Annotated in this window: 24 protein-coding genes; 7 read left to right on the top strand and 17 right to left on the bottom strand. The window is 67.7% G+C overall.

All coding sequences use genetic code 11. The features are described 5' to 3' along the window. The first annotated feature begins 13 nt into the window (after window positions 1-13). Window positions 14-349, top strand: coding sequence for a thioredoxin (gene trxA / locus KCG34_RS14255; RefSeq protein WP_211936312.1), 336 nt, complete (start codon window positions 14-16; stop codon window positions 347-349). Window positions 350-514: 165 nt separating this feature from the next. Here the strand turns inward: trxA and KCG34_RS14250 are convergent, their stop codons facing one another. The 5 genes from KCG34_RS14250 to KCG34_RS14230 all read right to left on the bottom strand — a co-directional run bounded on the left by KCG34_RS14250 (window position 515) and on the right by KCG34_RS14230 (window position 5,041). Then, a complete protein-coding gene (locus KCG34_RS14250; RefSeq protein WP_249138028.1) occupies window positions 515-1,015 on the bottom strand; it encodes an FKBP-type peptidyl-prolyl cis-trans isomerase in 501 nt (166 codons plus the stop codon). Window positions 1,016-1,040: 25 nt separating this feature from the next. Then, window positions 1,041-2,243 (bottom strand): threonine ammonia-lyase, encoded by a 1,203-nt coding sequence (locus KCG34_RS14245; protein WP_211936311.1) that lies wholly within the window; start codon window positions 2,241-2,243, stop codon window positions 1,041-1,043. A 37-nt stretch (window positions 2,244-2,280) separates the two neighbouring features. Further along, window positions 2,281-3,357, bottom strand: coding sequence for a GNAT family N-acetyltransferase (locus tag KCG34_RS14240; protein ID WP_211936310.1), 1,077 nt, complete (start codon window positions 3,355-3,357; stop codon window positions 2,281-2,283). 85 nt (window positions 3,358-3,442) lie between these two features. Continuing rightward, on the bottom strand, window positions 3,443-4,081 hold the full coding sequence (locus KCG34_RS14235; protein WP_211936309.1) for a hypothetical protein: 639 nt from the start codon (window positions 4,079-4,081) through the stop codon (window positions 3,443-3,445). A 60-nt stretch (window positions 4,082-4,141) separates the two neighbouring features. Continuing rightward, the gene (locus KCG34_RS14230) at window positions 4,142-5,041 is read right to left on the bottom strand and encodes a siroheme synthase domain-containing protein (protein WP_211936308.1); all 900 of its coding nucleotides are present in this window, start codon (window positions 5,039-5,041) and stop codon (window positions 4,142-4,144) included. A 129-nt stretch (window positions 5,042-5,170) separates the two neighbouring features. On the opposite strand from KCG34_RS14230, the gene KCG34_RS14225 reads away from it, so the two are divergent. Then, a complete protein-coding gene (locus KCG34_RS14225) occupies window positions 5,171-5,623 on the top strand; it encodes a (2Fe-2S)-binding protein (RefSeq protein ID WP_211936307.1) in 453 nt (150 codons plus the stop codon). Between the two features lie 14 nt (window positions 5,624-5,637). Further along, complete coding sequence (locus KCG34_RS14220; protein WP_211936306.1) at window positions 5,638-7,815, top strand: xanthine dehydrogenase family protein molybdopterin-binding subunit; 2,178 nt, start codon at window positions 5,638-5,640, stop codon at window positions 7,813-7,815. 7 nt (window positions 7,816-7,822) lie between these two features. Here KCG34_RS14220 and KCG34_RS14215 read toward each other — a convergent pair whose 3' ends face one another. The 11 genes from KCG34_RS14215 to KCG34_RS14165 form a co-directional block, all read right to left on the bottom strand. Next, the gene (locus KCG34_RS14215) at window positions 7,823-8,755 is read right to left on the bottom strand and encodes a hypothetical protein (protein ID WP_211936305.1); all 933 of its coding nucleotides are present in this window, start codon (window positions 8,753-8,755) and stop codon (window positions 7,823-7,825) included. Next, window positions 8,706-8,981, bottom strand: a complete 276-nt coding sequence (locus tag KCG34_RS14210) for an ASCH domain-containing protein (protein ID WP_211936304.1) — start codon at window positions 8,979-8,981, stop codon at window positions 8,706-8,708. Before KCG34_RS14210 ends, KCG34_RS14215 begins: the two co-directional genes overlap by 50 nt. Next, window positions 8,978-10,477 (bottom strand): VanW family protein, encoded by a 1,500-nt coding sequence (locus KCG34_RS14205; protein ID WP_211936303.1) that lies wholly within the window; start codon window positions 10,475-10,477, stop codon window positions 8,978-8,980. Before KCG34_RS14205 ends, KCG34_RS14210 begins: the two co-directional genes overlap by 4 nt. Window positions 10,478-10,789: 312 nt before the next feature. Continuing rightward, a complete protein-coding gene (ptsN, locus tag KCG34_RS14200) occupies window positions 10,790-11,254 on the bottom strand; it encodes a PTS IIA-like nitrogen regulatory protein PtsN (RefSeq protein ID WP_211936302.1) in 465 nt (154 codons plus the stop codon). A gap of 83 nt (window positions 11,255-11,337) precedes the next feature. Next, window positions 11,338-11,955 carry a ribosome hibernation-promoting factor, HPF/YfiA family gene (hpf, locus tag KCG34_RS14195; RefSeq protein WP_211936301.1) on the bottom strand — a complete coding sequence of 206 codons (618 nt, stop codon included), beginning with the start codon at window positions 11,953-11,955 and terminating at the stop codon, window positions 11,338-11,340. A 65-nt stretch (window positions 11,956-12,020) separates the two neighbouring features. Beyond that, the gene (gene rpoN, locus KCG34_RS14190; RefSeq protein ID WP_211936300.1) at window positions 12,021-13,556 is read right to left on the bottom strand and encodes an RNA polymerase factor sigma-54; all 1,536 of its coding nucleotides are present in this window, start codon (window positions 13,554-13,556) and stop codon (window positions 12,021-12,023) included. Between the two features lie 101 nt (window positions 13,557-13,657). Then, the gene (lptB, locus tag KCG34_RS14185; protein ID WP_211936299.1) at window positions 13,658-14,416 is read right to left on the bottom strand and encodes an LPS export ABC transporter ATP-binding protein; all 759 of its coding nucleotides are present in this window, start codon (window positions 14,414-14,416) and stop codon (window positions 13,658-13,660) included. Window positions 14,417-14,430: 14 nt separating this feature from the next. Then, the gene (locus tag KCG34_RS14180) at window positions 14,431-15,033 is read right to left on the bottom strand and encodes an LptA/OstA family protein (RefSeq protein ID WP_211936298.1); all 603 of its coding nucleotides are present in this window, start codon (window positions 15,031-15,033) and stop codon (window positions 14,431-14,433) included. A gap of 101 nt (window positions 15,034-15,134) precedes the next feature. Then, the gene (gene lptC / locus KCG34_RS14175; RefSeq protein ID WP_211936297.1) at window positions 15,135-15,779 is read right to left on the bottom strand and encodes an LPS export ABC transporter periplasmic protein LptC; all 645 of its coding nucleotides are present in this window, start codon (window positions 15,777-15,779) and stop codon (window positions 15,135-15,137) included. 10 nt (window positions 15,780-15,789) lie between these two features. Continuing rightward, complete coding sequence (locus KCG34_RS14170; protein ID WP_211936296.1) at window positions 15,790-16,404, bottom strand: ribonuclease D; 615 nt, start codon at window positions 16,402-16,404, stop codon at window positions 15,790-15,792. 173 nt (window positions 16,405-16,577) lie between these two features. Continuing rightward, on the bottom strand, window positions 16,578-17,132 hold the full coding sequence (locus KCG34_RS14165) for a hypothetical protein (RefSeq protein ID WP_211936295.1): 555 nt from the start codon (window positions 17,130-17,132) through the stop codon (window positions 16,578-16,580). Between the two features lie 491 nt (window positions 17,133-17,623). Here KCG34_RS14165 and KCG34_RS14160 point away from each other — a divergent pair, with 491 nt between their 5' ends. From KCG34_RS14160 to KCG34_RS14145, 4 genes are all read left to right on the top strand, one after another. After that, entirely contained in the window at window positions 17,624-17,770 is a 147-nt protein-coding gene (locus tag KCG34_RS14160; protein WP_211936294.1) for a hypothetical protein, read from the top strand. Beyond that, window positions 17,767-18,453 (top strand): hypothetical protein, encoded by a 687-nt coding sequence (locus tag KCG34_RS14155; RefSeq protein ID WP_211936293.1) that lies wholly within the window; start codon window positions 17,767-17,769, stop codon window positions 18,451-18,453. Before KCG34_RS14160 ends, KCG34_RS14155 begins: the two co-directional genes overlap by 4 nt. A gap of 363 nt (window positions 18,454-18,816) precedes the next feature. Next, window positions 18,817-19,374: a recombinase family protein gene (locus KCG34_RS14150; protein WP_211936292.1), complete on the top strand. Its 558-nt coding sequence runs from the start codon at window positions 18,817-18,819 to the stop codon at window positions 19,372-19,374. A gap of 317 nt (window positions 19,375-19,691) precedes the next feature. Then, window positions 19,692-20,276, top strand: a complete 585-nt coding sequence (locus tag KCG34_RS14145; protein WP_211936291.1) for a hypothetical protein — start codon at window positions 19,692-19,694, stop codon at window positions 20,274-20,276. Between the two features lie 109 nt (window positions 20,277-20,385). Here the strand turns inward: KCG34_RS14145 and KCG34_RS14140 are convergent, their stop codons facing one another. Then, window positions 20,386-21,708, bottom strand: coding sequence for a hypothetical protein (locus KCG34_RS14140; protein ID WP_211936290.1), 1,323 nt, complete (start codon window positions 21,706-21,708; stop codon window positions 20,386-20,388). Window positions 21,709-21,756 lie beyond the last annotated feature (48 nt).

Below are 21,756 nucleotides of genomic sequence, written 5' to 3'. Positions count from 1 at the left end.
GACTGAAGCTCCCATGAGCACCGTCAAGGTAACCGACGAATCCTTCGAGCAGGACGTGCTGAAGGCTGAAAAGCCGGTTCTGGTCGACTTCTGGGCCGAATGGTGCGGCCCGTGCAAGCAGATCGCGCCTGCCCTGGAAGCCATCGCCGAGGAGCTGGCCGACCACGTCACCGTGGCCAAGCTGAACATCGAGGAAAGCCCGACCACCCCCTCGCGCTACGGCGTGCGCGGCATCCCGACCATGATGCTGTTCCGCGGCGGCCAGATGGCGGCGATGAAGGTCGGCGCCATGCCCAAGCAGAAGATCCTGGAGTGGCTGAGCGAGACGGGCGTCTCTGCGACGGCTTGAGAATCTTCCTTCTCCCCTTGCGGGAAAAGGTGTCGGCGGAGCCGACGGATGAGGGGTGATACGCCCGAGTGTCCGTAGCCCCGCCCTTCGCCGGCGGAGCTTTACCCCCCATCCGACCCGCTGCGCGGGCCACCTTCCCCCGCAAGGGGGGAAGGCTTTGGGGGCTCATCCCGCGTGGGGCATCACCCCGATCAGCCGGACCCTGAAGATCAGCACGCTGTTGGGCGGGATCGGGCCGGCGCCGTCTTCGCCGTAGCCGAGCTTGGGCGGCACGAACAGGATCCACTCGTCGCCCGGATGCATCTTCTGCAGCGCCTCGACCCAGGCCGGGACCAGGTCGCCCAGGCGCGGGAAGTCGGCCGGCGCGTTGCGCTGGAAGGACGAGTCGAACACCTGGCCTTCCATCGGCTTGCCAGGGGGACCGACGAGGCGGCCCTCATAGTGCACCTTGACCTCGTCCTCGGCCTTGGGCGAGGGGCCGCCGGCCGGGCCGGAGGCGACGATCTTGTATTGCAGCCCGTCGGGCAGTGTGACCACGCCCGGCGCCTTGGCGTTGGCGGCCATGAAGGCGTCGGCGGCGGCCGCATTGTCCTGGGCGGCCTTGGATTTGGGGCCGCAGGCGACGAGCGCCAGGGCGAGGCCGAGCACGGCGAGTTGGCGTTTCACTGTTGGGCTCCGGAAAGCTGAAAGGTCAGATGCGGCGGGGCGGATAGCCGCGTTCGCGCAGGGCCTCGACGATTTCGTCGGTGTGGCGCGAGTCGCGGGTTTCGATCATCACGTCGAACTCGGCGCCCTTGGCCGGCACGTCCAGGGCCAGGCGGTTGTGCGCCACCTCGATGATGTTGCCGCCCATCGAGCCGATCACCGAGGAGACCGCGGCCAAAAAGCCCGGCCGGTCGTCGCCGATGATGCGCAGCGAGCAGATCCGCTGCTCGCGCACCAGCTCACGTGTCAGGACCGAGGACAGAAGGCGCGTGTCGATGTTGCCGCCGGTCAGGATCAGCCCGACCTTCTTGCCCTTGAACAGGTTGGGATAGGCTAGCAGCGAGGCCAGGGACGCCGCCCCGGCGCCTTCGGACACGGTCTTTTCGATGTTGCAGTAGAGCGCCACGCCCCGCTCGAAATAGGGCTCCTCGATCAGCAGCACGTCCTCGATCATCGGCCGGGCGATGGCGTAGGTCAGATCCCCCACCTGGCGCACGGCGATGCCCTCGGCGATGGTCTGGCCGGCGTTGGGCGTGGCCATGCCGCGGATGCGGGCGGTGAAGGAGGGGAAGGTCGCGGGCTCGACGCCGAAGATACGGATGTCGGGCTTGAGGTGCTTGGCCGCTGTGGCGACGCCCGCGATCAGGCCGCCGCCGCCGATCGGAACGGGGAGGATCTCGAGGTCCGGCGCGTCCTCCAGCATCTCCAGGGCGATGGTGCCCTGGCCGGCCATGACGTCGATGTCGTTGAACGGATGGACGAAGGTCAGATCGCGCTCGGCGCATAGCCGCTGGGCCAGGGCTTGCGCCTCGTCATAGCCCTCGCCGTCGATCACCACCTCGGCCCCGAAGTCGCGGGTCTGCTGCACCTTCACGAAGGGGGTGGCCTTGGGCATGACGATGGTCACCGGCACGCCCAGCCGCTGGGCGTGATAGGCCAGGCCCTGGCTGTGGTTGCCGGCCGAGGCGGCGATCACGCCGCGCTTCTTCTGGTCCTCGTCGAGCTGCAAAAGCTTGTTCAGCGCGCCGCGTTCCTTGTAGGCGGCGGTGAACTGCAGGTTCTCGAACTTCACCCACACCTCGGCCCCCGTGATCTTGGACAGGGTCTTGGAGTGGCGGCAGGGCGTGCGTTCGATCTGGCCGGCGAGCCTTGCGGCGGCGGCTTCGATCTGGGCGAAGGTCAGGGTCATGGGATGCTTTGAAATACGGCTAAGTAGGCCGGGCTTTCTATTTCAGTCCGCGCCACATATCCAGCCGGCGCATGGCCTTGCCCGGTAGAGCCGAGACTTCGCCCAGCTCCAGCCGCTCGGCCACGGCGCGGACCTGGTATTGGGCCGCACGAACGATCATGGCCGGCGATGGGCGGCCGACGAAGCCGTGGCCGACCGCGCGGCCGGCGTTGGCGAACTGATGCTTGAACCGGTAATCGCCCGGCCCGAAGTCGAGATAGGCATAGTCGCCGTCCATCCAGGCCAGGATGTCCTGGAACAGGAGCAGGCCCGGCGAATAGCGGTCCAGCTCGCGGTCGTGGCCGATGATCCAGGCGTGGATTGTACGCCCGCCGCGCAGGTGCAGATGCGCCGCCGCCAGCCGGTCGCCCAGGCTGAGGGTGAACAGCACGCCGCCGAACGCGGGGTCGCGGCTCTGGAGCAGGTCGGACAACAGGCGCAGCGGCCAGCCGGCGTCGAACAGGTCGGTCTGGCCGGTGGCGCTCATCAGCTCGCGCTTCCAGGCGATCAGCTTGTCGAAGGCGGCGGCGGAGCGGCAGAAGGCTTCGAAGCGAACCGGGCCGAGCTCGCGCTCGGCCTTGCGGCGGCGCTTGTCCAGGTCCTTGAACAGGCCGGTGGCCCGCCGGCGCTCGGCCAGATAGGCGGCGTGGCCGGCGGAAAGGTCGACGCCGTGCGAGATGTCGTCGCCGCGCAGGTAAGGGGCGAAGGCCGGCTGGTCGGCCAGCATGTGGGAGAAGTCGAGCCGATCGACCTTGAGCGCGGAGAGGATCTCCCGCGCGGTGACCTCGAGCCCAGGCTCGATGGCCAGGCCCTGGTAGTCGCACATGGGCGCGCCGGCCGGCATGGCCACGGGCCCACGCCTGCGCGCGCTGAAATAACCCCGAGCGCCGTCCGGTCCTTCGATGCGCAGCACGCGCACGCCCGAGCGCTCGCCGCCTTGCGCGCGCTGGACCGCCAGCGCCCAGTCCGGGGTCAGGAAGGGGCTCTGCAGCGCCGGGTCGGCGGCCACGAGCGCGCGCCAGCGCGCCGCCTCGTCGGGCGCAAGCCGGCTGGGCGGGAGGGATTCGAGGATCACACGCCGTTTCCGTCGTCTGGACACGCGCGCCAGACTAGGCGTCGATCCTTTCGGCGAGGTTTAGCCTAGTTAGAACTTGCGCCTGCTATTCGGCGCCCAGGTCCTTGCGGATCGCGCCATAGGTCTGAGGCTTGGCCCCGGATACGGCCTTCATGGTCCCGTCCTTGGCCCACCAGACCAGGGTCGGGTAGTCGAAACGGACGCCGCTGCGCTTCAGGAGCGGGGTCAGGCGTTCGACCAGGTCGCGGCCGACCTCGACCACGGCGCTTCGGGCCACGTCGCCGTCGGCGGCGGGGATGCCCTTGGCCGGCCAGCTGTCGGTCGGGGCGGCGTTCCATTTCTGATAGAGGTCCCAGCCCCGGTTGACCCAGATTTCGGCCACCGTCGAGCGCTCGGCCGGGGTCGACTTCGGCTGGCCGTTCAGGTCCGGGCGGGCGACCACGATCACCCGGGTGTCGACGCCCTTGGCCTGCAGCCTGGCGAATTCGCTCTCCTGGTAGCGGGTCCCGTCGAAGCTGTCGCGATAGGTGATCAGGTAGAGCTTGGGCCCGCTGAGGCCAGGCGAGACCCAGCCGGCGCCTTGCAACAGCTTGCCGATTTCGGCCTGGTTCTTCGTGATCACGTGCGGCCGCCAGCGCAGGTCCAGCGCCCACCAGCCATAGAGGCCGCCGCCGATCAGGCCCAGGACCACCAGGGCCACAAACAGATTACGGATCGTCTTCATGGACCGGCTCGCAGAGGTTGGCGCTTGCTGGGCGCTATCAAGCGCGAAACCGGCGCCAGATCAAACCGCGACGGGAAGCACCTCGACGGCCACGCCGGCCTCGGCCAGGGCCTCCAGTTCGCGCTTGCCGGGGGCCTTGGGGGCGAGGCTGACGACGAACAGGCCTTCGCCGGCCAGGGCGGCCAGGGCCTCACGGCTGGCCTCGGCGGCGTTCAGCCGGCGCGCATCGCGTCGGGCGAGTTCGATCACGTGCGGGTCGCAGCCGGTGTGGATCACCAGGGCGTCGGCCTGGCCGAGGGCGCGCGCAGCCTTCAGGCTCAGGCGCTCGGCCGGTCCGGCGGCGGCCAGGAAGGCGACCTTGCCCGGGGACTTGCCGCCGGTGGAGGCCGCTTCCAGCGCCTCGTCCAGCAGCCGGTGGGCGCGGGCCATGTCGCCGGCCATGGCCGCCTCGGCCGCCGGCCCGGTCAGGGTGGCGCGCAGGAAGGCGCGGCGGCGGGGAAGCTCCGGCAGGGCCTTGCGCACCCGTTCCTGGCTCGCGCCGAGGAGGGCGGCGACGCGGCCGGCGCCCTCTGGCACCTTCGCCTCGATGTCCTGGCGCAGCAGGGTGGCCAGCATGGGGGCCGCGCCGCCGGTGCCGACGGCGGCCACCACCTCGCCGCGGTCGATCACGGCGGGGGTGGTGAAATCGCAGAGCGCCGGATGGTCGACCACATTGACCGGGACCCCGGCCGTGCGGGCCGCGGCTGCGGCGGCGTTGCGGAACGTCTCGTCGGCGCTGGCGACGAAGGCGAGACAGGCCCCGCGGAAGGCCTCTGGGGTGATCGCGGCGGCCTGGGTCAGCCGCACGACCTGGGCGGGCGAGGTCTCGAACAGCCGGGCCTTGGCCTCGGCGGCCTCGCCATCGCCGGCGATCACCACCAGACGGCCGGCGAGGGGGAAGAAGGCAGGAAAAGCGTCCATGTTTGCAGGCTAGACCCGGCGGCCTTCGCGGTCATTAATTTCGCTGGACGCCTGCCTACTAAACGCTGTTAAGATGCATTCGCTGAACGGCGTGCGCCGTTCCGGCTCTCGAGCATGGAGGAACGGCGCATGAGCCTGGCTTTGAACATCAACGGCCGCACGGTCAGCGTGGCCGCCGATCCCGACACCCCGCTGCTGTGGGTCCTCAGAGACGAACTGACGATGACGGGCACGAAGTACGGCTGCGGCATCGCCCAGTGCGGCGCCTGCACCGTGCACCTGGACGGTCAGCCGGTGCGCTCCTGCCAGACCCCGGTCGGCTCGGTCGGCGCCTCCAAGATCACCACCATCGAGGGCCTGAACGGCGCCCATCCGCTGCAGGAAGCCTGGGTCAAGCACGACGTGCCCCAGTGCGGCTATTGCCAGTCCGGCCAGCTGATGTCGGCCGCGGCCCTCTTGGCCGCCAAGCCCAAGCCCACCGACGACGACATCGACCAGGCCATGAGCGGCAACATCTGCCGCTGCGGCGCCTATCAGCGAATCCGGGCGGCGATCAAAGACGCCTCCGGGCAGGCGGCTTGAGGGGAGGCAAGGCTATGAACGCCATCACCAAGAAAACCGCCCTCGACACCACCCGCCGCGGCCTGATGGTCGGCGCCGCCCTGGCCGGGGGCGCGCTGGTGGTCGGCTGCTCGCCGACCGACCTGCTCAGCATGGGAGCGGAGAAGCCCGAGAGCGCGTTCGGCCCCTTCCTTCGCATCGCGGCGGACGGATCGGTCACGGTGGTCAACAAGCACCAGGAGATGGGCCAGGGCAACCACGCCGGCCTGGCGGCCATCGTCGCCGAGGAGCTGGACGCCGACTGGGACAAGGTCAAGGTCGAGCAGTCCGTGGCCAACGCCAAGCTCTACGGCAACACCCTGATGAACGGCATCCAGGGCACCGGCGGCTCGACGGCGATCAACAATAGCTGGGACCAGCTGCGCCTGGCCGGCGCCAGCGCCCGCGGCATGCTGGTGCAGGCGGCGGCGACCCGGTGGTCGGTCCCGGCCGACCAGGTCACGGTCAAGAACGGGGTGGTCAGCCACGCGGCCTCGGGCCGATCGGCCCATTTCGGTGAGTTGATCGCCGATGCGGCCAAGGTCACGCCGCCGCAGAGCCCGACCCTGAAGCAGCACAAGGACTTCGCTCTGATCGGCAGCGACCGGGTGCGGCGCAAGGACAGCCGGGCCAAGAGCACCGGGACCCAGCGTTACACCCAGGACGTCCACCTGCCGAACATGCTGGTGGCGGTGATCAGCCGGCCGCAGCCCTTCGGCGCCACGGTGAAGTCGGTGGACGACAGCGCCGCGCGCAAGGTCCCGGGCGTGGTCGATGTGGTGCAGATCCCGACCGGCGTCGCCGTGCTGGCTGACACCACCTATGCCGCCAAGAAGGGCCGCGAGGCGCTGAAGATCACCTGGGACACCTCCAAGGCCGAGCTGCGCTCCTCGGACAAGATCCTGGCCGACTACAAGACGATCGCCCAGGGTAAGGGCGATGCAGCGATCAAGCCCCAGGTGTTCCAGAGCGCCGGCGACGCCTCGAACGCCTTCGGCGGCGAGCTGTTCGAAGCGACCTACGACTTCCCCTACCTGGCCCATGCGACCATGGAACCGATGAACGCCGTGGCGATCGTCGACGGCATGCACGTCAAGATCATCTCGGGCTCGCAGGTCCAGACCCTGGACCAGCTGAACGTGGCCCAGGCGGTCGGCACCCTGCCCGGTTTCGTCGACATCGAGACCCTGTCCGCCGGCGGCTCGTTCGGGCGGCGGGCCAACCAGACCTCGGACTATATCGTCGACGCCGCCCGCCTGGCCAAGCACGTGGGCGGAAAGCGGCCGGTCAAGGTGGTGTGGACCCGCGAGGACGACATGACCGCCGGCCGCTATCGGCCGCTGACCCATCACAGCCTGGCGATCAAGCTGGACAAGGACGGCTTCCCCGCCGCCTGGCGTCACCGGGTGGTGAGCCAGTCGATCACCAAGGGCATGCCGATGCAGAAGGGCCTCGACGAGAGCACGGTCGAGGGGGCCAAGGGCTCGCCCTATCTCAAGGCCACGCCTGTGGTCGACGGGGTGGTCTATATGCCGGAATCGCCGGTGACGGTGCTGTGGTGGCGCTCCGTGGGCGCGACCCATGCGGCCCTGGTGATGGAGCACACCATCGACCGGCTGGCGAAGAAGGCGGGCAAGGACCCGGCCGACTATCGCCGCGCCCTCTACAAGAAGGCCGGCGCCGACCGGCACCTGAAGGTGATGGAGCTGGCCCTGGAAAAGGCCGGCTGGGGCCAGCCCCTGCCGGCGGGGACGGCGCGCGGCTTGGCGGTCCACGAGAGCTTCGGCAGCGTGGTGGCCCAGGTGGCCGAGGTCTCCCTGAAGGACGGCAAGCCGCGGGTCGGCCGGGTGGTCGCCGCCGTGGACTGCGGCACCGCCATCTCGCCGAACCAGATCGCCGCCCAGATGGAGGGCGGGGTCTGCTATGGCCTGTCAGCCGCGCTCTACGGCAAGATCACCCTGAAGGACGGCGTGGCGCAGGAGACCAATTTCGACACCTACCAGGTGCTGAGAATGGACGAGGCCCCGCACGTGGAGACCTACATTCTGCCGTCCACCGCCCACCCTACCGGCGTCGGAGAGCCCGGCACCCCGGTGATCGCCCCGGCTGTGGCCAATGCGCTCTTGGCCCTGAACGGGACGGTGACCGAGAGCTTGCCGTTGGTGAAGGCTTAAGCGCGCCTTAGAGAGCGCCCATCGGGTCGCTGTTCGGAGATCGCTCGAGCGGGGCGCAGGTCAGCGCCACCGCTTTTGCGTCCGCGGCCGGGACGGCCACGCCGAGCTTGCGGGCCAATGCGATCTGCTCCTTCGAGTTCAGTGCGATCTGGTAGGCGAAGTTGCGCGACTGCTGCAGGGCGTTGCGCAGCAAGGCGATGTCGCCTGGTCCGAGCCGGTTGGGATCACCTTCGAGGATCCTCAGCGTCGCCCAGGACTCTTCCTCTTTTTCCACCCACACCCTCATGTCGTCCGCCTGGGCGTAGAACTGGCTGAGGCCGTCCAATTCGTCGCGAGGCAGATGCGTCAGGGTCTGGTCGGCCCGCTCCGCCTGCCAGGTGTTGTCGCTGATCAGGAAGCCGAGATGGATCCCCGCCAAGTGGACCGGCGCCACCTTGCCGCCCGCTGCGCGCGCTTCGGTGATTTCGGCCAATTGGTTCAGCCGTCGGACGACGCAAGGCTCAGTGGCCGCCCGGAAACTGTAGAAGCCGGCGTCCGTTGCGATCTCCGCGTGGATTTCACGGCGGCCGGCCTCGACCTTTTCGCGCCAATGCGACCATTCAACGGCCTGTTCCAGCGCCAGCGCGATGATGATGCCGACGACGATGACGCTGATCTCCACGGCGAATTCGCGAAGACCGTGAAGCGGCTTGGGCCTGTGAACGTGCATCGAATCCCCCGACCCGTCGGCTGAGGGAGCGTCCGCAACATCTGAAATGAGTTCGTCCGTCACGCCGCCGTCCCGCCTTTCGGCCAGGGATAGCGTCAGCATGGACGAGGTCAACCTCGGATGGCGTCGGCCCGTCCGTTTCGGGCTTTCCTGGCGACGCCTGAGGTCCAGCTTCCTCGCCTCACTCCTCGTACTCGAACTCCACCAGATAGACCTTCTCGCCGGCGCCATGCTTGGCGACCTTCAGCAGATCCACCACGCCCTGGAAGCCCGAGCGCCGGGCCAGGGCCGGGGTGATATCGTCAAAGCCGATCTCGCGAATGCCGGTCACGCAGATCGCGCCCGGCCCCAGCGGATAGCGCCCGCCGACCTTCACGCGCGGGCTTCGCCAGATGCGCACGCTGCAGGTGACCTCGCCCCGCATGACGGGCTTGCGTAGCCGCTTGGTGAAGGTCATTGGGCGCTCCTTGGGCAAGGGGCGCTCAAGATGCTGATCGCCTCAATCAGGGCGCGCGGGTCGTCGGCGGGGACGAGCGTCAGGCCGGCCTGGGGCGGCAGGCCGCAGGCCGGCGAAGCGATCACCGGCAGGCCAGCGGCCAAGGCGGCGAGCAGAAGGCGCGGCTGCTCTTCGACCAGGGCAGGCTGTACGACAGCGTCGGCGTTCCGCCAGTCGGCGTCGGGGGCGATCCGCACGCCTTGCCAGAAGTCGCCACCCTCGAGATCACGGCCAAGCGGGATCAATTCCAGGCCCAGCGCCAGGGCCGCCTCTCGGACCGCGCAGGCGCCCTTGCGCGCCGCTGTGGGGCCCGGAAAGGCGATCCGGCCAATCGGCCCGCGTCGGGTCGCGGCGCCGCGAGGCGAGCGCCAGGCCAGCAGCTCGGCGCGGCCAGGGAACAGGGCGGCGACGTCGGCGTGCGGCGTCACGATCCGCACCGCCTCGGCCAAGGCCGCCGTTTCGGCCTCGACCAGCCAGGCCGGGGCGCGGAAGTCGGATAGGGTGGCGCGATCCGGACGGCGGGCGGCGGCCTCATCCAGCCGCGCCTGCAACACGGCCATGGGTGGGCGGGTCATGAGCACGGTCACCTCCCGGCCGCCGAGCATGCCCTGTCGCCACAGGAAAGGCAGGTAGGATTGAGCGACGGTCAACCGTGCCATGTCGTAGGTCAGGCTGCGCGCCAGGCGCCCGGCGATGCGTCGGGCGCCATCCAGTTCCGCAGCCCTGCGTTGGGCGCCGTTCGCGGCGCGACGGAGCACCAGCGAGCGCAAGGCGGTTTCCAGGTTGGCGTCAGCGGCCACACCGAAGCCCTCCGCCGGCCAGGCGTAGCGCCCGGTGCTGCTGTTGAACAGGCGAGCCAGGAGGTCGCCATCGCTCTTGGCCTGGGCGACATGTGCGGTGAATTCGGGCCAGGCCTCGTCGACCAGAAAGGCGCTGCGCCCGACAAGCTGCGTACGGCGCCCCTCATGACGGAAGCAGGCGGTTTCGCCGCACGCGCCGCAACCGCGCGCGATCAGGCCTTCGTTTCCTGCCCCAAGGGGCGCGCGCCGCCCGACTACCTTCGCTGCGATCCCAGTCCGCCCAGCGAGGCCGACGATGAGCTCGCCCCGGTCCAGGCGCGCCGTCAGTTTCAGGTCATGCGGCGCGGCGAAGCGCAGGTCGACATAGTTCCAGGCCACCGTGGCGTCCCGCCCCTCGGCCGCCGTCGATCCCGGCACGATGCGGGAATGGGCGTGGCGCTCGACGATCTCGCAGCCGGCCCGCAGGGCGACGTCGTAGAGGGCGTTGGACAGCTGGCACAGGCCGCCGCCGACGACCGGGACCAGGCAGCCCTGCTGCAGCATCCGCCCGCGCGCAAAGCCGCGCCAGGAAACCGGCGGTCCGATATGACGCCAGAAGCTGAACACCTGCCCGGCTGACAGGCACAGGCCGTCGAGCGCGCGGCAGGCGACCCGCAAGTTCTGCACCTTGCCCAGTTGGTAGTCGTATTCCGCCGCCCCCTCGTCCGACCACAGCGCCGTGCGCGACTCGGCGATCGACTGGAGATCAGCGCCGGCGCTATCAGACTTCAGCCGCGGCGGCGGGGCGGCGGCATCGGTACAGCGCCCGGCGAAGGCGCAGGCCCACTACCTTCGTGGCGAAAATGGCGGTTGAAAGACGGTCAGGCCGAACGACGGACGCCGGCCCGGGCCGCTGATCGATTGGCGCAACATCCGCCATGCACCCCTCCCAGCAGAGCCGATCATAGGTTGCAGGCGCGGCCTGTCTAGTCAGGCGGCCGAAGGGCTCGCGGGCTGGGCCAGGAGGGCGTAGACGGCGTCGGCGCCGTGGGCCTGGCGCAGTTGTTCGCGCAAGTCGGCGCGGCGCAGCAGGCGGGCGACGCGGGCCAGGGCCTGCAGATGCTCCGAGCCGGCGGCCTCCGGGGCCAGAAGCGCGAAGATCAGGTCGACCGGCTGGTCGTCGACGGCGTCGAAATCGACCGGGGTCTCCAGCCGAACGAACACCCCGCGCATCTTGTCCAGGGTCTTCAGCCGAGCGTGCGGCACCGCGACGCCCGAGCCGACGCCGGTCGAGCCCACGACCTCGCGCGCCATCAGGGCGTCGAGCACTTCGCCCGCATCGAGGTCGAACCGGCGCGCAGCCAATTCCGCCACCAGGGACAGGGCCTGGCGTTTCGAGGACGCGCTGACCTTGGGCGTGATCGCCCGGCGGTCAAGCAAGCTTTCGATGTTCATGAACGCGACGCCTGAATCCTATAGCCCCTTCGACCGCCCGGCGCCTGGTCCCGCCCTTCAACGCGAAAGGCGGGCCCTGGGTTTCAGGGGGCCGCTTCGCCATTGAGGCTGGCTGTACGCTCCGGATCGATCCACCCGATATTCCCGTCGGGCCGGCGATATACCACTGACAGCCCCCCGTGGGCGGCGTTTCTAAACACGATTGTTTGAGATTCAGTCAAGTCCAGCTGCATCACCGCCATAGAGACGGTCAGGGTGCGCAGCGGGGCCAGGGTCTCGGCGATGACCATGGCCGAGGGCGGGGCGTGGCCGTCCGATTCGGCCCAGTCCTCATCGACATCGGTCTCGTCCGGCGACTTCAGCACATAGAGGGCCGCCGTCTCGGCCGCCTTGGCGCTGGCGGCGGTGGAATGGCTCTTGAGCTTGTTCTTGTAGCGGCGGATGCGCGTCTCGATCTTGTGCAGGCAGGCGTCGAAGGCGCTGTGCGCGTCCCCGCCCAGCGCATGGCTCTGCAACTGCTGGCCAGAGGCCAGGGTCACGCTGCAGTCCACACGGAAACTGAATCCCTCCTTGCTCACGACGACATCGGCGTCACCGCCGCGGTCGAAGTATTTGCCGATGCTTGCGAGGATTTCGTCGGCGACCCGCGTCCGCAGGGCCTCACCGACGGCGACATGTTTGCCGGAGACTTGGACTTGCATGGGGCCAGTGCAGACCCGTCCGGCGGCGGAGTCAAGCGCCGTTGGACAGGTGAACTAACGTCAGTTCAGCACGCTTCCTTGAGCACCCGCCGGCGCTCGACGGAGGAGGGAATCCGCATCGCCTCGCGGTACTTGGCGACCGTCCGGCGGGCCACGTCGACGCCGGCCGAATTGAGGATCTCGACGATGCGATCGTCGGACAGCACCCCTTCCGGGTCGCGCTCGCCGTCGATCAGCTGCTTGATGCGGTGACGCACGCTCTCGGCCGAGTGGTCGGCGCCGCCGTTGGAGGCCGAGATGGCGGCAGTGAAGAAGAACTTCATCTCGAACACCCCGCGCGGGGTGGCCAGGTACTTGTTCGAGGTCACCCGGCTGACGGTGGATTCGTGCATGCCGATGGCTTCGGCCACGGTCTTCAGATTCAGGGGGCGAAGGTGCTCGACGCCGAAGGCCAAGAAGCCGTCCTGCTGGCGCACGATCTCGCTGGCCACCTTCAGGATGGTCCTGGCCCGCTGGTCCAGGCTGCGCACCAGCCAGTTGGCCGAGGCCAGGCAGTCGGCGACGAAGGTCTTGTCCGCCTCGCCCCGGGCGCCGGCCGAGACACGGGCGTGATAGCGCTGGTCGACCAGCAGGCGCGGCAAAGCGTCACTGTTCAGCTCCACCAGCCACAAGCCGCCCGGCCCCTCGCGGACCATGGCGTCGGGGATCACCGGGGCGCTGGGCTCGCCGCCGAAGGCTGCGCCAGGCTTGGGCGTCAGGCCGCGGACCTCGGCGATCATGTCCTTCAGGTCGTCGGCGTCGACGCCGCAGACCTTGCGCAGGGCCGGCAAGTCCCGCTTGGCCAACAGGTCCAGGTTTTCGATCAGGGCGGCCATGGCCGGGTCGAAGCGGTTCTGCTCCTTCAGCTGCAGGGTCAGGCACTCGCGCACGTCGCGGGCGAACACCCCGGTGGGCTCGAAGCCCTGCAGGCGGGCCAGCACGGCCTCGACCAGCTCCAGGCCGCAGCCCAGGCGCTCGGCCACATCGTCCAGGTCGGCGCGCAGGTAGCCGGCCTCGTCCACCCCGTCGATCAGGACCTGGGCTATGGCGCGCTCGGTGGTGGAGAAGCCGGCCAGGGAGGCCTGTTTCTCCAGGTGCTCGGCCAGGGTGTCGGCGCTCTGCAACGCGCCTTCCAGGCCGTTGTCGTCGCGGTCGAACGAGCCGCCCTTGTTGGCGCCGGACCAGTCGATCGCCCCGCCGGTCTGGTAGCCGTCGCCCGCGGCCTCCGAGGCCTCGGCTACGGGCCGGTCTCCGCAATCGCGCTCGCCCGGGCTGGCCTCGTAGCTATCGGCGGAGGCGGCGTCCATGTCGGCGGCGCCACGCTCGGTGGTCATGCGGTCCAGGGCGACCTCGCCGGTCTCGGCCTGGCGCTCTGGCGCTTCGGTTTCGCCGCCGTGCTCGCCCTCGTCGCGTTGCAGCAGCGGATTGCGCTCGAGTTCGCCCTCGACATAGGCCTCCAGCTCGACGCTCGACAGCTGCAACAGCTTGATGGCCTGTTGCAGTTGCGGCGTGATGACAAGGCCTTGGCCCTGCCGGATCTCCAAGCGTGGACTGAGCGACACCAAACGCCCCCTGGCGTGAATCTTGCCTGGGAAGCTTAGGGAATCGGTCCCACTGATTAGTTAACACCGGCGGAGATTGGTTCTCCGCCCTGGCGCTTGGCTCAGCCGAAGCTGTCGCCCAGATAGACGCGCCGCACTTCCGGATCGCTCAGGATCGCCTCGGGCGGGCCTTCGAACAGCACCCGGCCGGCGTGGATGATCGAGGCCCGGTCGATGATCTCCAGGGTCTCGCGCACATTGTGGTCGGTGATCAGGATGCCGATGCCGCGGTTCTTCAGATAGGCGATCACCTCGCGGATGTCCGAGATGGCCAGGGGGTCGATGCCGGCGAAGGGCTCGTCCAGCAGCATGAAGTCGGGCTCGCTGGCCAGGGCGCGGGCGATCTCGACGCGTCGCCGCTCGCCGCCCGACAGCGACACCGCCGGCGAAGCGCGCAGGTGCGAGATGCGCAGTTCCTCCAGGAGCTCGGTCACCAGCGCCTTGGCCTTGCGACGGTCCGGCTCGCGCATCTCGGCCACGGCCATCACGTTCTGTTCGACGCTCATGCCGCGGAAGATCGAGGCCTCCTGCGGCAGATAGCCCACCCCCATGCGCGCTCGCTGGTACATGGGCTGGCCGGTGATGTCGTCGCCGTCGAGCCAGATCTGGCCATAGTCGACCGCGATCAGCCCGGTGATCATGTAGAAGCAGGTGGTCTTGCCGGCGCCGTTGGGGCCTAGAAGGCCCGCCACCTCCCCGCGGCGTAGGCGCAGGGAGACCTGATCGACCACCTTGCGTCCGCGAAAGGCCTTGCCGATCGACTCGGCGTAGAGGCCGTCGCCGGGCTGCGGCGCCGCCTCGCTGGCGTTGGGCTGGCTCATGGGCGGCTCGCCGCTCAGCCGCCGTGCTTGCGCGGCGGCGGCGGGACGGGCGGAGCCAGGCCGCTCGGCGAGGTCCCCTGGGCCTCGTTGGGATAGAGCACAGTGCGGACGCGACCCGGATTGCCGCGGCCCTTGACGCCGGATTCCATGGTCGCCTGGCCGAGGTCGGTGTTGATCACCAGCCGGGCGCCGGCCGAGACGTTCTTGCCCTGGGCCACCACCACCTGGCCGGTGACCACGATGGTCTTGGAGTCGGCGTTGTAGATGGCGTGATCACCTTTCACCACGCGATCGGGGGTCACGTAATAGACCGAGCCGTCGGCCTCCATGCGGTCCAGCTGGCCGCAGCTGGTCCCGCTGCCGCCGCCCTTGGCCGCCTGCATCTTGTTGAAGATGTCGATGGTGTCGGCGCGCAGACGGCTGGTGTCCTGCAGCGCCTCGGCGGCGCCTTTGTAGCTGGCGCGGCACTGCTGCTGCTCGACCACCAGCTGGTCGGCGGTGACATCGACCGGCGCCTTGCTGCCGGCGGCGAGCTGGGCCCAGGCGGCGCTGGGCGCGGCGGCGGCCAGCGGGGCCGCAAGCACCGTGAGCGCGAAAAGGGCCGTCAGGCGGTTCATCGATCGACTTCCTCGTCCTTGGCTCGAGAGCGGGCCGGACCTGCGCCGTCAGGCTAGACGACGCAGACGGCGCTTCTTTGGCGCGACTATGGCCTTACGGTCTAGTCCGGATTGATGATGGAGTGAACATTGCCGCTGAAGACAATCCTCTGGCCGCGGTCGTAAATCCCATAGGAATCGGCGGTGATGGTCCCGCGAGGCCCGACGCCGCGCACCTTGCTCCAGCCGGTGACCACGGCATGGGTGGTGTCGACCACCGCGCGGTCGGTGTTGAAGGTGTCGCCCTGGCCGTCCACCAGCACCACCCGGTCCCACAGGCTGAGGAAGTGGGTGTCCTCGCGATAGGCGCCGTGGCGAGCGGTGATGCGGCTGGGGTTGATCTGGTCGGCGTTGAATTCCAGCAGCGGCAGGTCGAGCGTGATCAGCTGAATGTCGCTGTTGTTGCGCGAAGCCTGCGCGGCCCCCAGCACAAAGGCGCGGCCCTGGCCGTCGCGGCCGTAGAAATGGGCGTTGGTCATATGGATCGCCGCCCCGCCGTGGGCCTCGCCGAACCGGGTCAGCCAGCCCTTGACCAGCACCCAGCCGGTCAGGAAAACCAGGACCCCGGCGATGGTCATCGGCAGGATGCGCCGCATCCGGTGGATCAGCTGCGAGCGCCGCTTCCAGGCCCGAAGCTGTCGCTTGCGCCGCTCGGCCCAGCGCGCCGGGTCCAGCATGTCGAAGTCGTGCGTGGCGGGCGCCGTCATGGCCCCGGCCTCAGCTGTGGGCGAACAGGTCGGCGTCTTCCCAGCCGGCCAGGTCCAGCTTGGCCCGCCAGGGCAGGAACTCGAAACAGGCCTGGGCCAGCTCCATGCGCCCCTCGCGCACCAGCATCGCGTCGAGCCGGGCCTTCAGCGCATGCAGGTTCAGGACGTCGCTGGCGGCGTAGGCCAGCTGCTCCGGCGAAAGCTTGGCCGAACCCCAGTCCGAGCTCTGCTGCGCCTTGGACATGTCGACGCTGAGAAGCTCGCGGGTCACGTCCTTCAGGCCATGGCGGTCGGTATAGGTGCGGGCCAGCTTGGAGGCGATCTTGGTGCAATAGACCGGCGTCGTGGTCACGCCCAGGTGCAGGGCGAACATGGCGATGTCGAAGCGGCCGAAGTGGAAGATCTTCAGCACGCCCGGGTCGGTCAGCACCCGCTTGAGATTGGGCGCGTCGTAGTCGGGTCGGCGCAACTGGACCACATGGGCGTCGCCGTCGCCGGCCGAGAGCTGCACCACGCACAGCGGGTCGCGCCCCAGGCGCAGGCCCATGGTCTCCGAATCCACCGCGACAGAAGCGCCGAAATCGACCGAGTCCGGCAGGTCCCCCTCATGCAGATGAACGGTCACGCCTTTGACTTAAGCTCCAGCTTGGACCCCCTTCTTAGAATGAGAGAGGGGGTGGTGCCCAGGAGAGGATTGGCGGTCCGCGCTCCAGGGAATTGATTCTATTCAGGATTTTTCGGGGCGTGTGTCCCGATGTGTCCCAAGGATGTGCGCCCTTCTAACCGCAGCCGGTTCCGTCAGCAAGATTCCGTTTCGTCTGAGTCGTCGGCGGCCTTCTTGGACTGCTTGGCCTTACGCTCGGCGTTCAATCTGCGGGCGTCCTCGTCGATGATCTGCACGATGTGCTCGTTCAGTTCCTCCGTGAGGAAACCGTCCTCCAGGAAATCGAACGGAATCCACTTGGTGCGCCACATGCGCAGCTGGTCCTCACCATCGGGGCCAGTCTCCCAAACTTCCCGGTCGTCATCGACCTCGGCAAGTAGCTCGGGCCTGAACGCGAAGCACTCATTCTGCCTGGTGACGACTTCCCCCTTCCGGTTCAGGTGTCGCCACTCGGGAGTGTATTCCCATCGGATCCTCGCCTTCCGACTGACGCGCCGCCCAAGCAGCTCAAACTGCATCGGGAATTTCAGCGTGCCCTCGAATGAAAACTCAGGCTCTGCCGTCCTGGCCGGTGCGGGTGCGATGGCAACCATTGGGCCGGGTGTCAGCTGCTTTTGAACCTCACCCTGGATGCGCTGCGAGTCGATCCCGAGCGTTCTCGCGAGCTGGAGCAGTTCCTTGACGCTCATGCGCTTCATCCGCCACGGCTGACCGACGTGCTTGCGTATGTCGGGGTGGCGATCCAAGGCCCGAGATAGGGCGACGCGCTCGGCGGAAGTCATTGCATCTGTGACCAGGGCTGCTGCCCACGAGGGACACTCTCAGCATACAAACCGAAGCTGCCGAGCGCCTCAACTCTGGGAAATTTGCTGAGGCATTGACCACCGCCGGCGTGAGCAGCTTGTATCGGCTGAACGTGGATCGAACGGCCGGATGCAGGTTCGTCGGAGATCGGACGCTGCCGCCGTTCAGTGGCCACAGAAGCGGTTGGTTCATGAATGGCCCGTTCGTGAACTGTTTTAGAACCTTATATGAACGGCCACTGTCACATATAACTACTTGTTTTATAAGGGGATAATGAACACGCGGTCTCGAAACGCCTGGCAACTGTCTCTAGAGAAAGGTTTTTAAGTCGGCTAGGTTTTTTGTCGACTAACCGGCCGAATTGAGGAGTTTGCCGATGCGTGACGTTTCGAGTTTTGCGGAGGTGTTGGCTCATATGCCCACCGACGGATTGTTGGTTGGGCTGGCGCTTGCTGCGTTCGCACTCGCCGGCTTCACGATCCATGTCGTCCATTCCATTGCGAAGGAGCGGCTTCGCAAATGACTGCGCGGATGCAGGACTGGGTTCGCCTGCCAACAGATTGGATCCAAAACCGCGGACTCGCCGAGTTCCGTTGGGCGGGCGGCTTCGGCTCAGACAACGCCGCCGCACTCATGACCCTAGTTGCGCTCGCTCATCGAGCAGATCAGCAACACGGCGTCTCGATGGTGACCTACGACACCCTCACCTGCGCCACCCAACTTAGCCGGGCCAAAGTGTCGGCAGGTTTGTCGGTGCTAGAGGATCATCGCGTCATCGCGCGCGGCGTCGAAGGGCGCAGCACATATGCACTCAACGGCTTCGACCTCACGCGCGGCTGGGCAAAACTTCCAGCGCGACTCCTTTATCAGTCTGACTCAATCACTGCGTTTCGGGACTTCAAGTTGCGCCGGCCAGCCGAGCTGAACGCTCTCAAGCTGTATCTGTTGTTCGTTGCCGGGCGCGGACGTGACACCAACATGGCTAACATCAGCTATGACAAGATCGCTGAGCAGACCGGGGTCGAGCGAAATCGGATCAAGCAGGCGCTGACCATCCTGGCCGTCGCCGGCCTAGTTCACGTTGAGCGCATCCCCAGCGCCGAAAATGAATACGCCGTCGCCAACGGGTATCGGATCGCCCACCTCGACCCCTACGTTCACATGGGGACCCGTGGGCGCACGCTTGAGGCTGAAGACTTCGTTTGACGATGGGCGGCCTTCGTCCTGAACGCGGCGCTCGTCAGTTAACGACATCGTCAATGGACTGATCGTTTTTGGGGTCAGCCGCGCGAAGCGCCTGGCGCACTGTGCTGTTTTCGACGCTCCCCCCATAGGGGGTCGAGCCAACAATTTGACCGTAGAGATGGGCCAGCACTCGGATCGAAGAGAGCGGTCGCCTCGGTGTGCCGGAGTGCGGGCCAGCGCCTCGCCAAGCTGCATGTCCACAAGGGTATACGCCAGCGGAACACCGTCATGAGACAGTCTTGGCCGCCCAATAGGGTTGACTTCTGATTTCTGGGACACTACCCGTCTAACCTCTAGACCCTATTGGACACTTGAGGACATGCCATGACGGCCATCGGTTACGCCCGCGTCAGCACCACAGACCAGGACTGCGCCATCCAGGAGGAGACGCTGCGCGCCGCCGGGTGCGATGTGATCAGGTCGGAGCGGAAGAGCGGCACAACCACCAAGGGGCGGGCCGAGCTGGCCACGGTGTTGGAGTTCCTGCGCCCCGGCGACACCCTGGTGGTCACACGGATCGACCGGTTGGCGCGCTCGCTGATGGACCTGGAAAAGATCGTCCAGGAGATCACCGCCAAGGGCGCGAGCCTCCGGGCGACAGAGCAGCCCATCGACACCTCCACAGCGGCCGGGACGGCCTTCCTGCAGATGCTGGGCGTGTTCGCTCAGTTCGAAACCGCCATCCGTAAGGAGCGTCAGCTCGAAGGGATAGCCAAGGCCAAGGCCGAGGGCGTTTACAAGGGCCGCAAGCCGAGCGTGCCGGTGGACGCGGTCCGGGCTCTCCATGGTGAAGGTGTCAGCCCTACCGAGATCGCGAAGCGGTTGGGGATCGGCCGGGCCAGCGTCTACCGCGCCATCGGCGAAACCGCCACTATGGCATAGCTCGGGACGGCGCTTGGGGACTCGCCACAGGCTAATGCAGGGCTTTCCGGCTGGTGGGTGCAGCGCGCCCGCCCCGCGCCCCTCGGGTGCTCTGAAGGCCGCTACGTGGCCGCGCTTGTTTGCCTGCCAGGGCCTTGCCGGCCGGTGCCTGCCTGCTATGTCCAGCGCCCTGTTGTTTCTCGCGCTCGTCCGCGCACCCACGGGTGCGAAAATGACGACCGTCAGGATTGGTGTTGATGCAGACTTGCCAAGTCGCCGGATGTGGCCGGCCAACCAGTTCGACCTATTCCCGTCACTGCAATCACCATCGTTCCCGGATGCGGCGGAACGGCGACGCCAACCAGCGGGGCATCACCAAGGCCGACCTGAAGCCCTACGTCGATATGGTCGAGCGGCGGATCGTCCAGAACGCAGACAGCCCGGTCTGGGAGAAGATGGACGCGCGATGGGCGGCGCTCGTGCGCGATGCTCGGAGTCGGATCGCCAACTACGAGGGCGGCTTCGCAAGCCCGCGCCAGAACGTCCAGGCGGCCAGGGAAATCGTAACGCTGGCCGGCGAGGTCGATCCCCGGCGCGTGGTCGTGGCCGTTTCCGCGATGTTCATGATGCTGACGGCGGAGCCGCACAGGTTCAAGTCGGACCGCGCCTTCGACGTCCAGCTTGTCCGGCGGGTGCGCGGGCTCGCCGCTGCGAACTCCACCAGCTACATCGATCCCAAGACGGGCAGAACCCGGCGCACCTATCACGAGCTGCCGCCCAGGGCCGCCACCGTGATGAGCGACTGGCTACGCGAAACCCTCGGCGTCCTCGGCCACCGACTGGCTCGGCTGGAGGAGGAAGAGCGCCGGCTCAGGGACGAGGAACGGGCCGAGTTGAACGACGCGCTGATGGCTCTGCGCTGAACCCTTCTTATGAAGCCCAGTATGCACAGCAAGTGGGCCACCAGGTCCCTCCTCCTATGGTCCTATATCCCCATGGATATGGCCTGTGAGGATAGGGAGCAGTGACCCCTCAGAGGTCGTCGTCGTCAGCCAGGGCCGCCTGTACCGCGCGTTCGACCTCGGGCGATGTCCACCCGGCAATGACGGGGTAGGCGTCGATCCCTGTCAGCTTCGTGAGCACCGCGCGATAAGCCACGCTCATGGCATAGCCCAGGTCGAACTCATCGCGGGAGGCGACGATAAACGAGTCATGGACCGGCAAAACAGGGCGTCGCAGGGACCGGGTGAACCTTTCCAGCACGGCCTCGGCGATCATGCTGTCGATGTTCTGCAGCCGAACCGCGAGGCCCTGACGGAGCCATCCCGCTATGGCCAGATGGCGTGTCTCCAGCCCCTCGACGAGCGACTTGTAGCTGACCCCTGGCGGCAGCTTGGCCTTCGCGGGCTTCTTCGGCCGGCCGTCGCCGTTGATGGCGAGCAGTTGATTGAAGGCGACCTTGACGACGTCACGGTCGACGTCACGCCAGAGACCGCCGAGGCGATAGGGGTCGTTGTCAGGATCGAGCGGCCGAGAACAGAGATGGTAGAGCATCCTGGGATGGAAGGACTTGAAGTCCAGCTCGACCGTGGCCTCACCGTCGATGGTGATGGTCGCGCGCGCGAGCTTGGGCATTGATTGCCACCAGCCCCCGTAAAACCGGCCGCCTCGGCTCCATTCGCCGTCATTGAAGACCCGATAGAGCGCAGCCTCCGTCGGATCGACGTACTCACCGGCCTCTTCGTTATCCAGGTCATCGTCTTCTGCAGGGGCCATAGGATCGAAGTCGGCCGCCTTGATCTCGAACTGGTTCACCAGCTTGGCCCAGGCGCGCAGGCCATCGCGCATCCGGCGGGTTTCGCTGGTGTCCTCGTAGGGGATCAGCGGCTTTCGGCCTCGGTTGCCTTCAGGCGCACCCTTCAGCCGGATGAGTTCGGTTGTGTCAGAGTCCTCGATGTCCGCCCTGGTGACGCCATCGCGGCGGAAGCGGTCGACAAGCTTTTCAGTCGCCCGAAGCCGCGAGCGATATCCCCGGCCCCCTGTCCAGTCCTCCGCGCTGAACCTTGAGTAGCTGCCCAGCTTGGCCTCGGCGTAGCCGTTGGCGGCCAGGAAGTCGGCCACCTCGACGGCAGCCGTATAGGTCACCTCAGGGCGCATGTAGCGCGTCAGGGCCGTGCTGTAGTCCTCACGGCGGCGGGAATAGGCCAGCCAGGGGCTGCGCGGACTCTCGGCGGCCACGAAAAGGTCCAGGACCATGGCCGCGAGCGTTTCCGCCAATCGCCGCTGATCGTCGGCCTTGCGGGCGCGCTGGCGAGTGGCCTGGGCGTCGACCTCGGCGACAAGCCCGTCGATCACCCTGGCGGCCGCTAGAGACCGCGTGATGCGGCACCAATTCAGCTGGCG

It is taken from the genome of Phenylobacterium montanum, assembly GCF_018135625.1.
GTDB lineage: Bacteria > Pseudomonadota > Alphaproteobacteria > Caulobacterales > Caulobacteraceae > Poindextera > Poindextera montana.
This window is presented reverse-complemented; position numbering and strand designations above follow the sequence as displayed.

Coding starts and splice junctions, on each gene's coding strand:
- trxA (WP_211936312.1), top strand. CDS start 14: ATGAGCACCGTCAAGGTAACCGACGAATCCTTCGAGCAGGACGTGCTG.
- hpf (WP_211936301.1), bottom strand. CDS start 11,955: ATGCAAGTCCAAGTCTCCGGCAAACATGTCGCCGTCGGTGAGGCCCTG.
- KCG34_RS14225 (WP_211936307.1), top strand. CDS start 5,171: ATGAGCCTGGCTTTGAACATCAACGGCCGCACGGTCAGCGTGGCCGCC.
- lptC (WP_211936297.1), bottom strand. CDS start 15,779: ATGACGGCGCCCGCCACGCACGACTTCGACATGCTGGACCCGGCGCGC.
- KCG34_RS14235 (WP_211936309.1), bottom strand. CDS start 4,081: ATGAAGACGATCCGTAATCTGTTTGTGGCCCTGGTGGTCCTGGGCCTG.
- KCG34_RS14230 (WP_211936308.1), bottom strand. CDS start 5,041: ATGGACGCTTTTCCTGCCTTCTTCCCCCTCGCCGGCCGTCTGGTGGTG.
- KCG34_RS14145 (WP_211936291.1), top strand. CDS start 19,692: ATGCGGCGGAACGGCGACGCCAACCAGCGGGGCATCACCAAGGCCGAC.
- KCG34_RS14215 (WP_211936305.1), bottom strand. CDS start 8,755: ATGGCGCCGGCGAGAAGGTCTATCTGGTGGAGTTCGAGTACGAGGAGT.
- KCG34_RS14165 (WP_211936295.1), bottom strand. CDS start 17,132: ATGAGCGTCAAGGAACTGCTCCAGCTCGCGAGAACGCTCGGGATCGAC.
- KCG34_RS14245 (WP_211936311.1), bottom strand. CDS start 2,243: ATGACCCTGACCTTCGCCCAGATCGAAGCCGCCGCCGCAAGGCTCGCC.
- KCG34_RS14180 (WP_211936298.1), bottom strand. CDS start 15,033: ATGAACCGCCTGACGGCCCTTTTCGCGCTCACGGTGCTTGCGGCCCCG.
- KCG34_RS14150 (WP_211936292.1), top strand. CDS start 18,817: ATGACGGCCATCGGTTACGCCCGCGTCAGCACCACAGACCAGGACTGC.
- KCG34_RS14160 (WP_211936294.1), top strand. CDS start 17,624: ATGCGTGACGTTTCGAGTTTTGCGGAGGTGTTGGCTCATATGCCCACC.
- KCG34_RS14210 (WP_211936304.1), bottom strand. CDS start 8,981: ATGACCTTCACCAAGCGGCTACGCAAGCCCGTCATGCGGGGCGAGGTC.
- lptB (WP_211936299.1), bottom strand. CDS start 14,416: ATGAGCCAGCCCAACGCCAGCGAGGCGGCGCCGCAGCCCGGCGACGGC.
- KCG34_RS14155 (WP_211936293.1), top strand. CDS start 17,767: ATGACTGCGCGGATGCAGGACTGGGTTCGCCTGCCAACAGATTGGATC.
- ptsN (WP_211936302.1), bottom strand. CDS start 11,254: ATGAACATCGAAAGCTTGCTTGACCGCCGGGCGATCACGCCCAAGGTC.
- KCG34_RS14220 (WP_211936306.1), top strand. CDS start 5,638: ATGAACGCCATCACCAAGAAAACCGCCCTCGACACCACCCGCCGCGGC.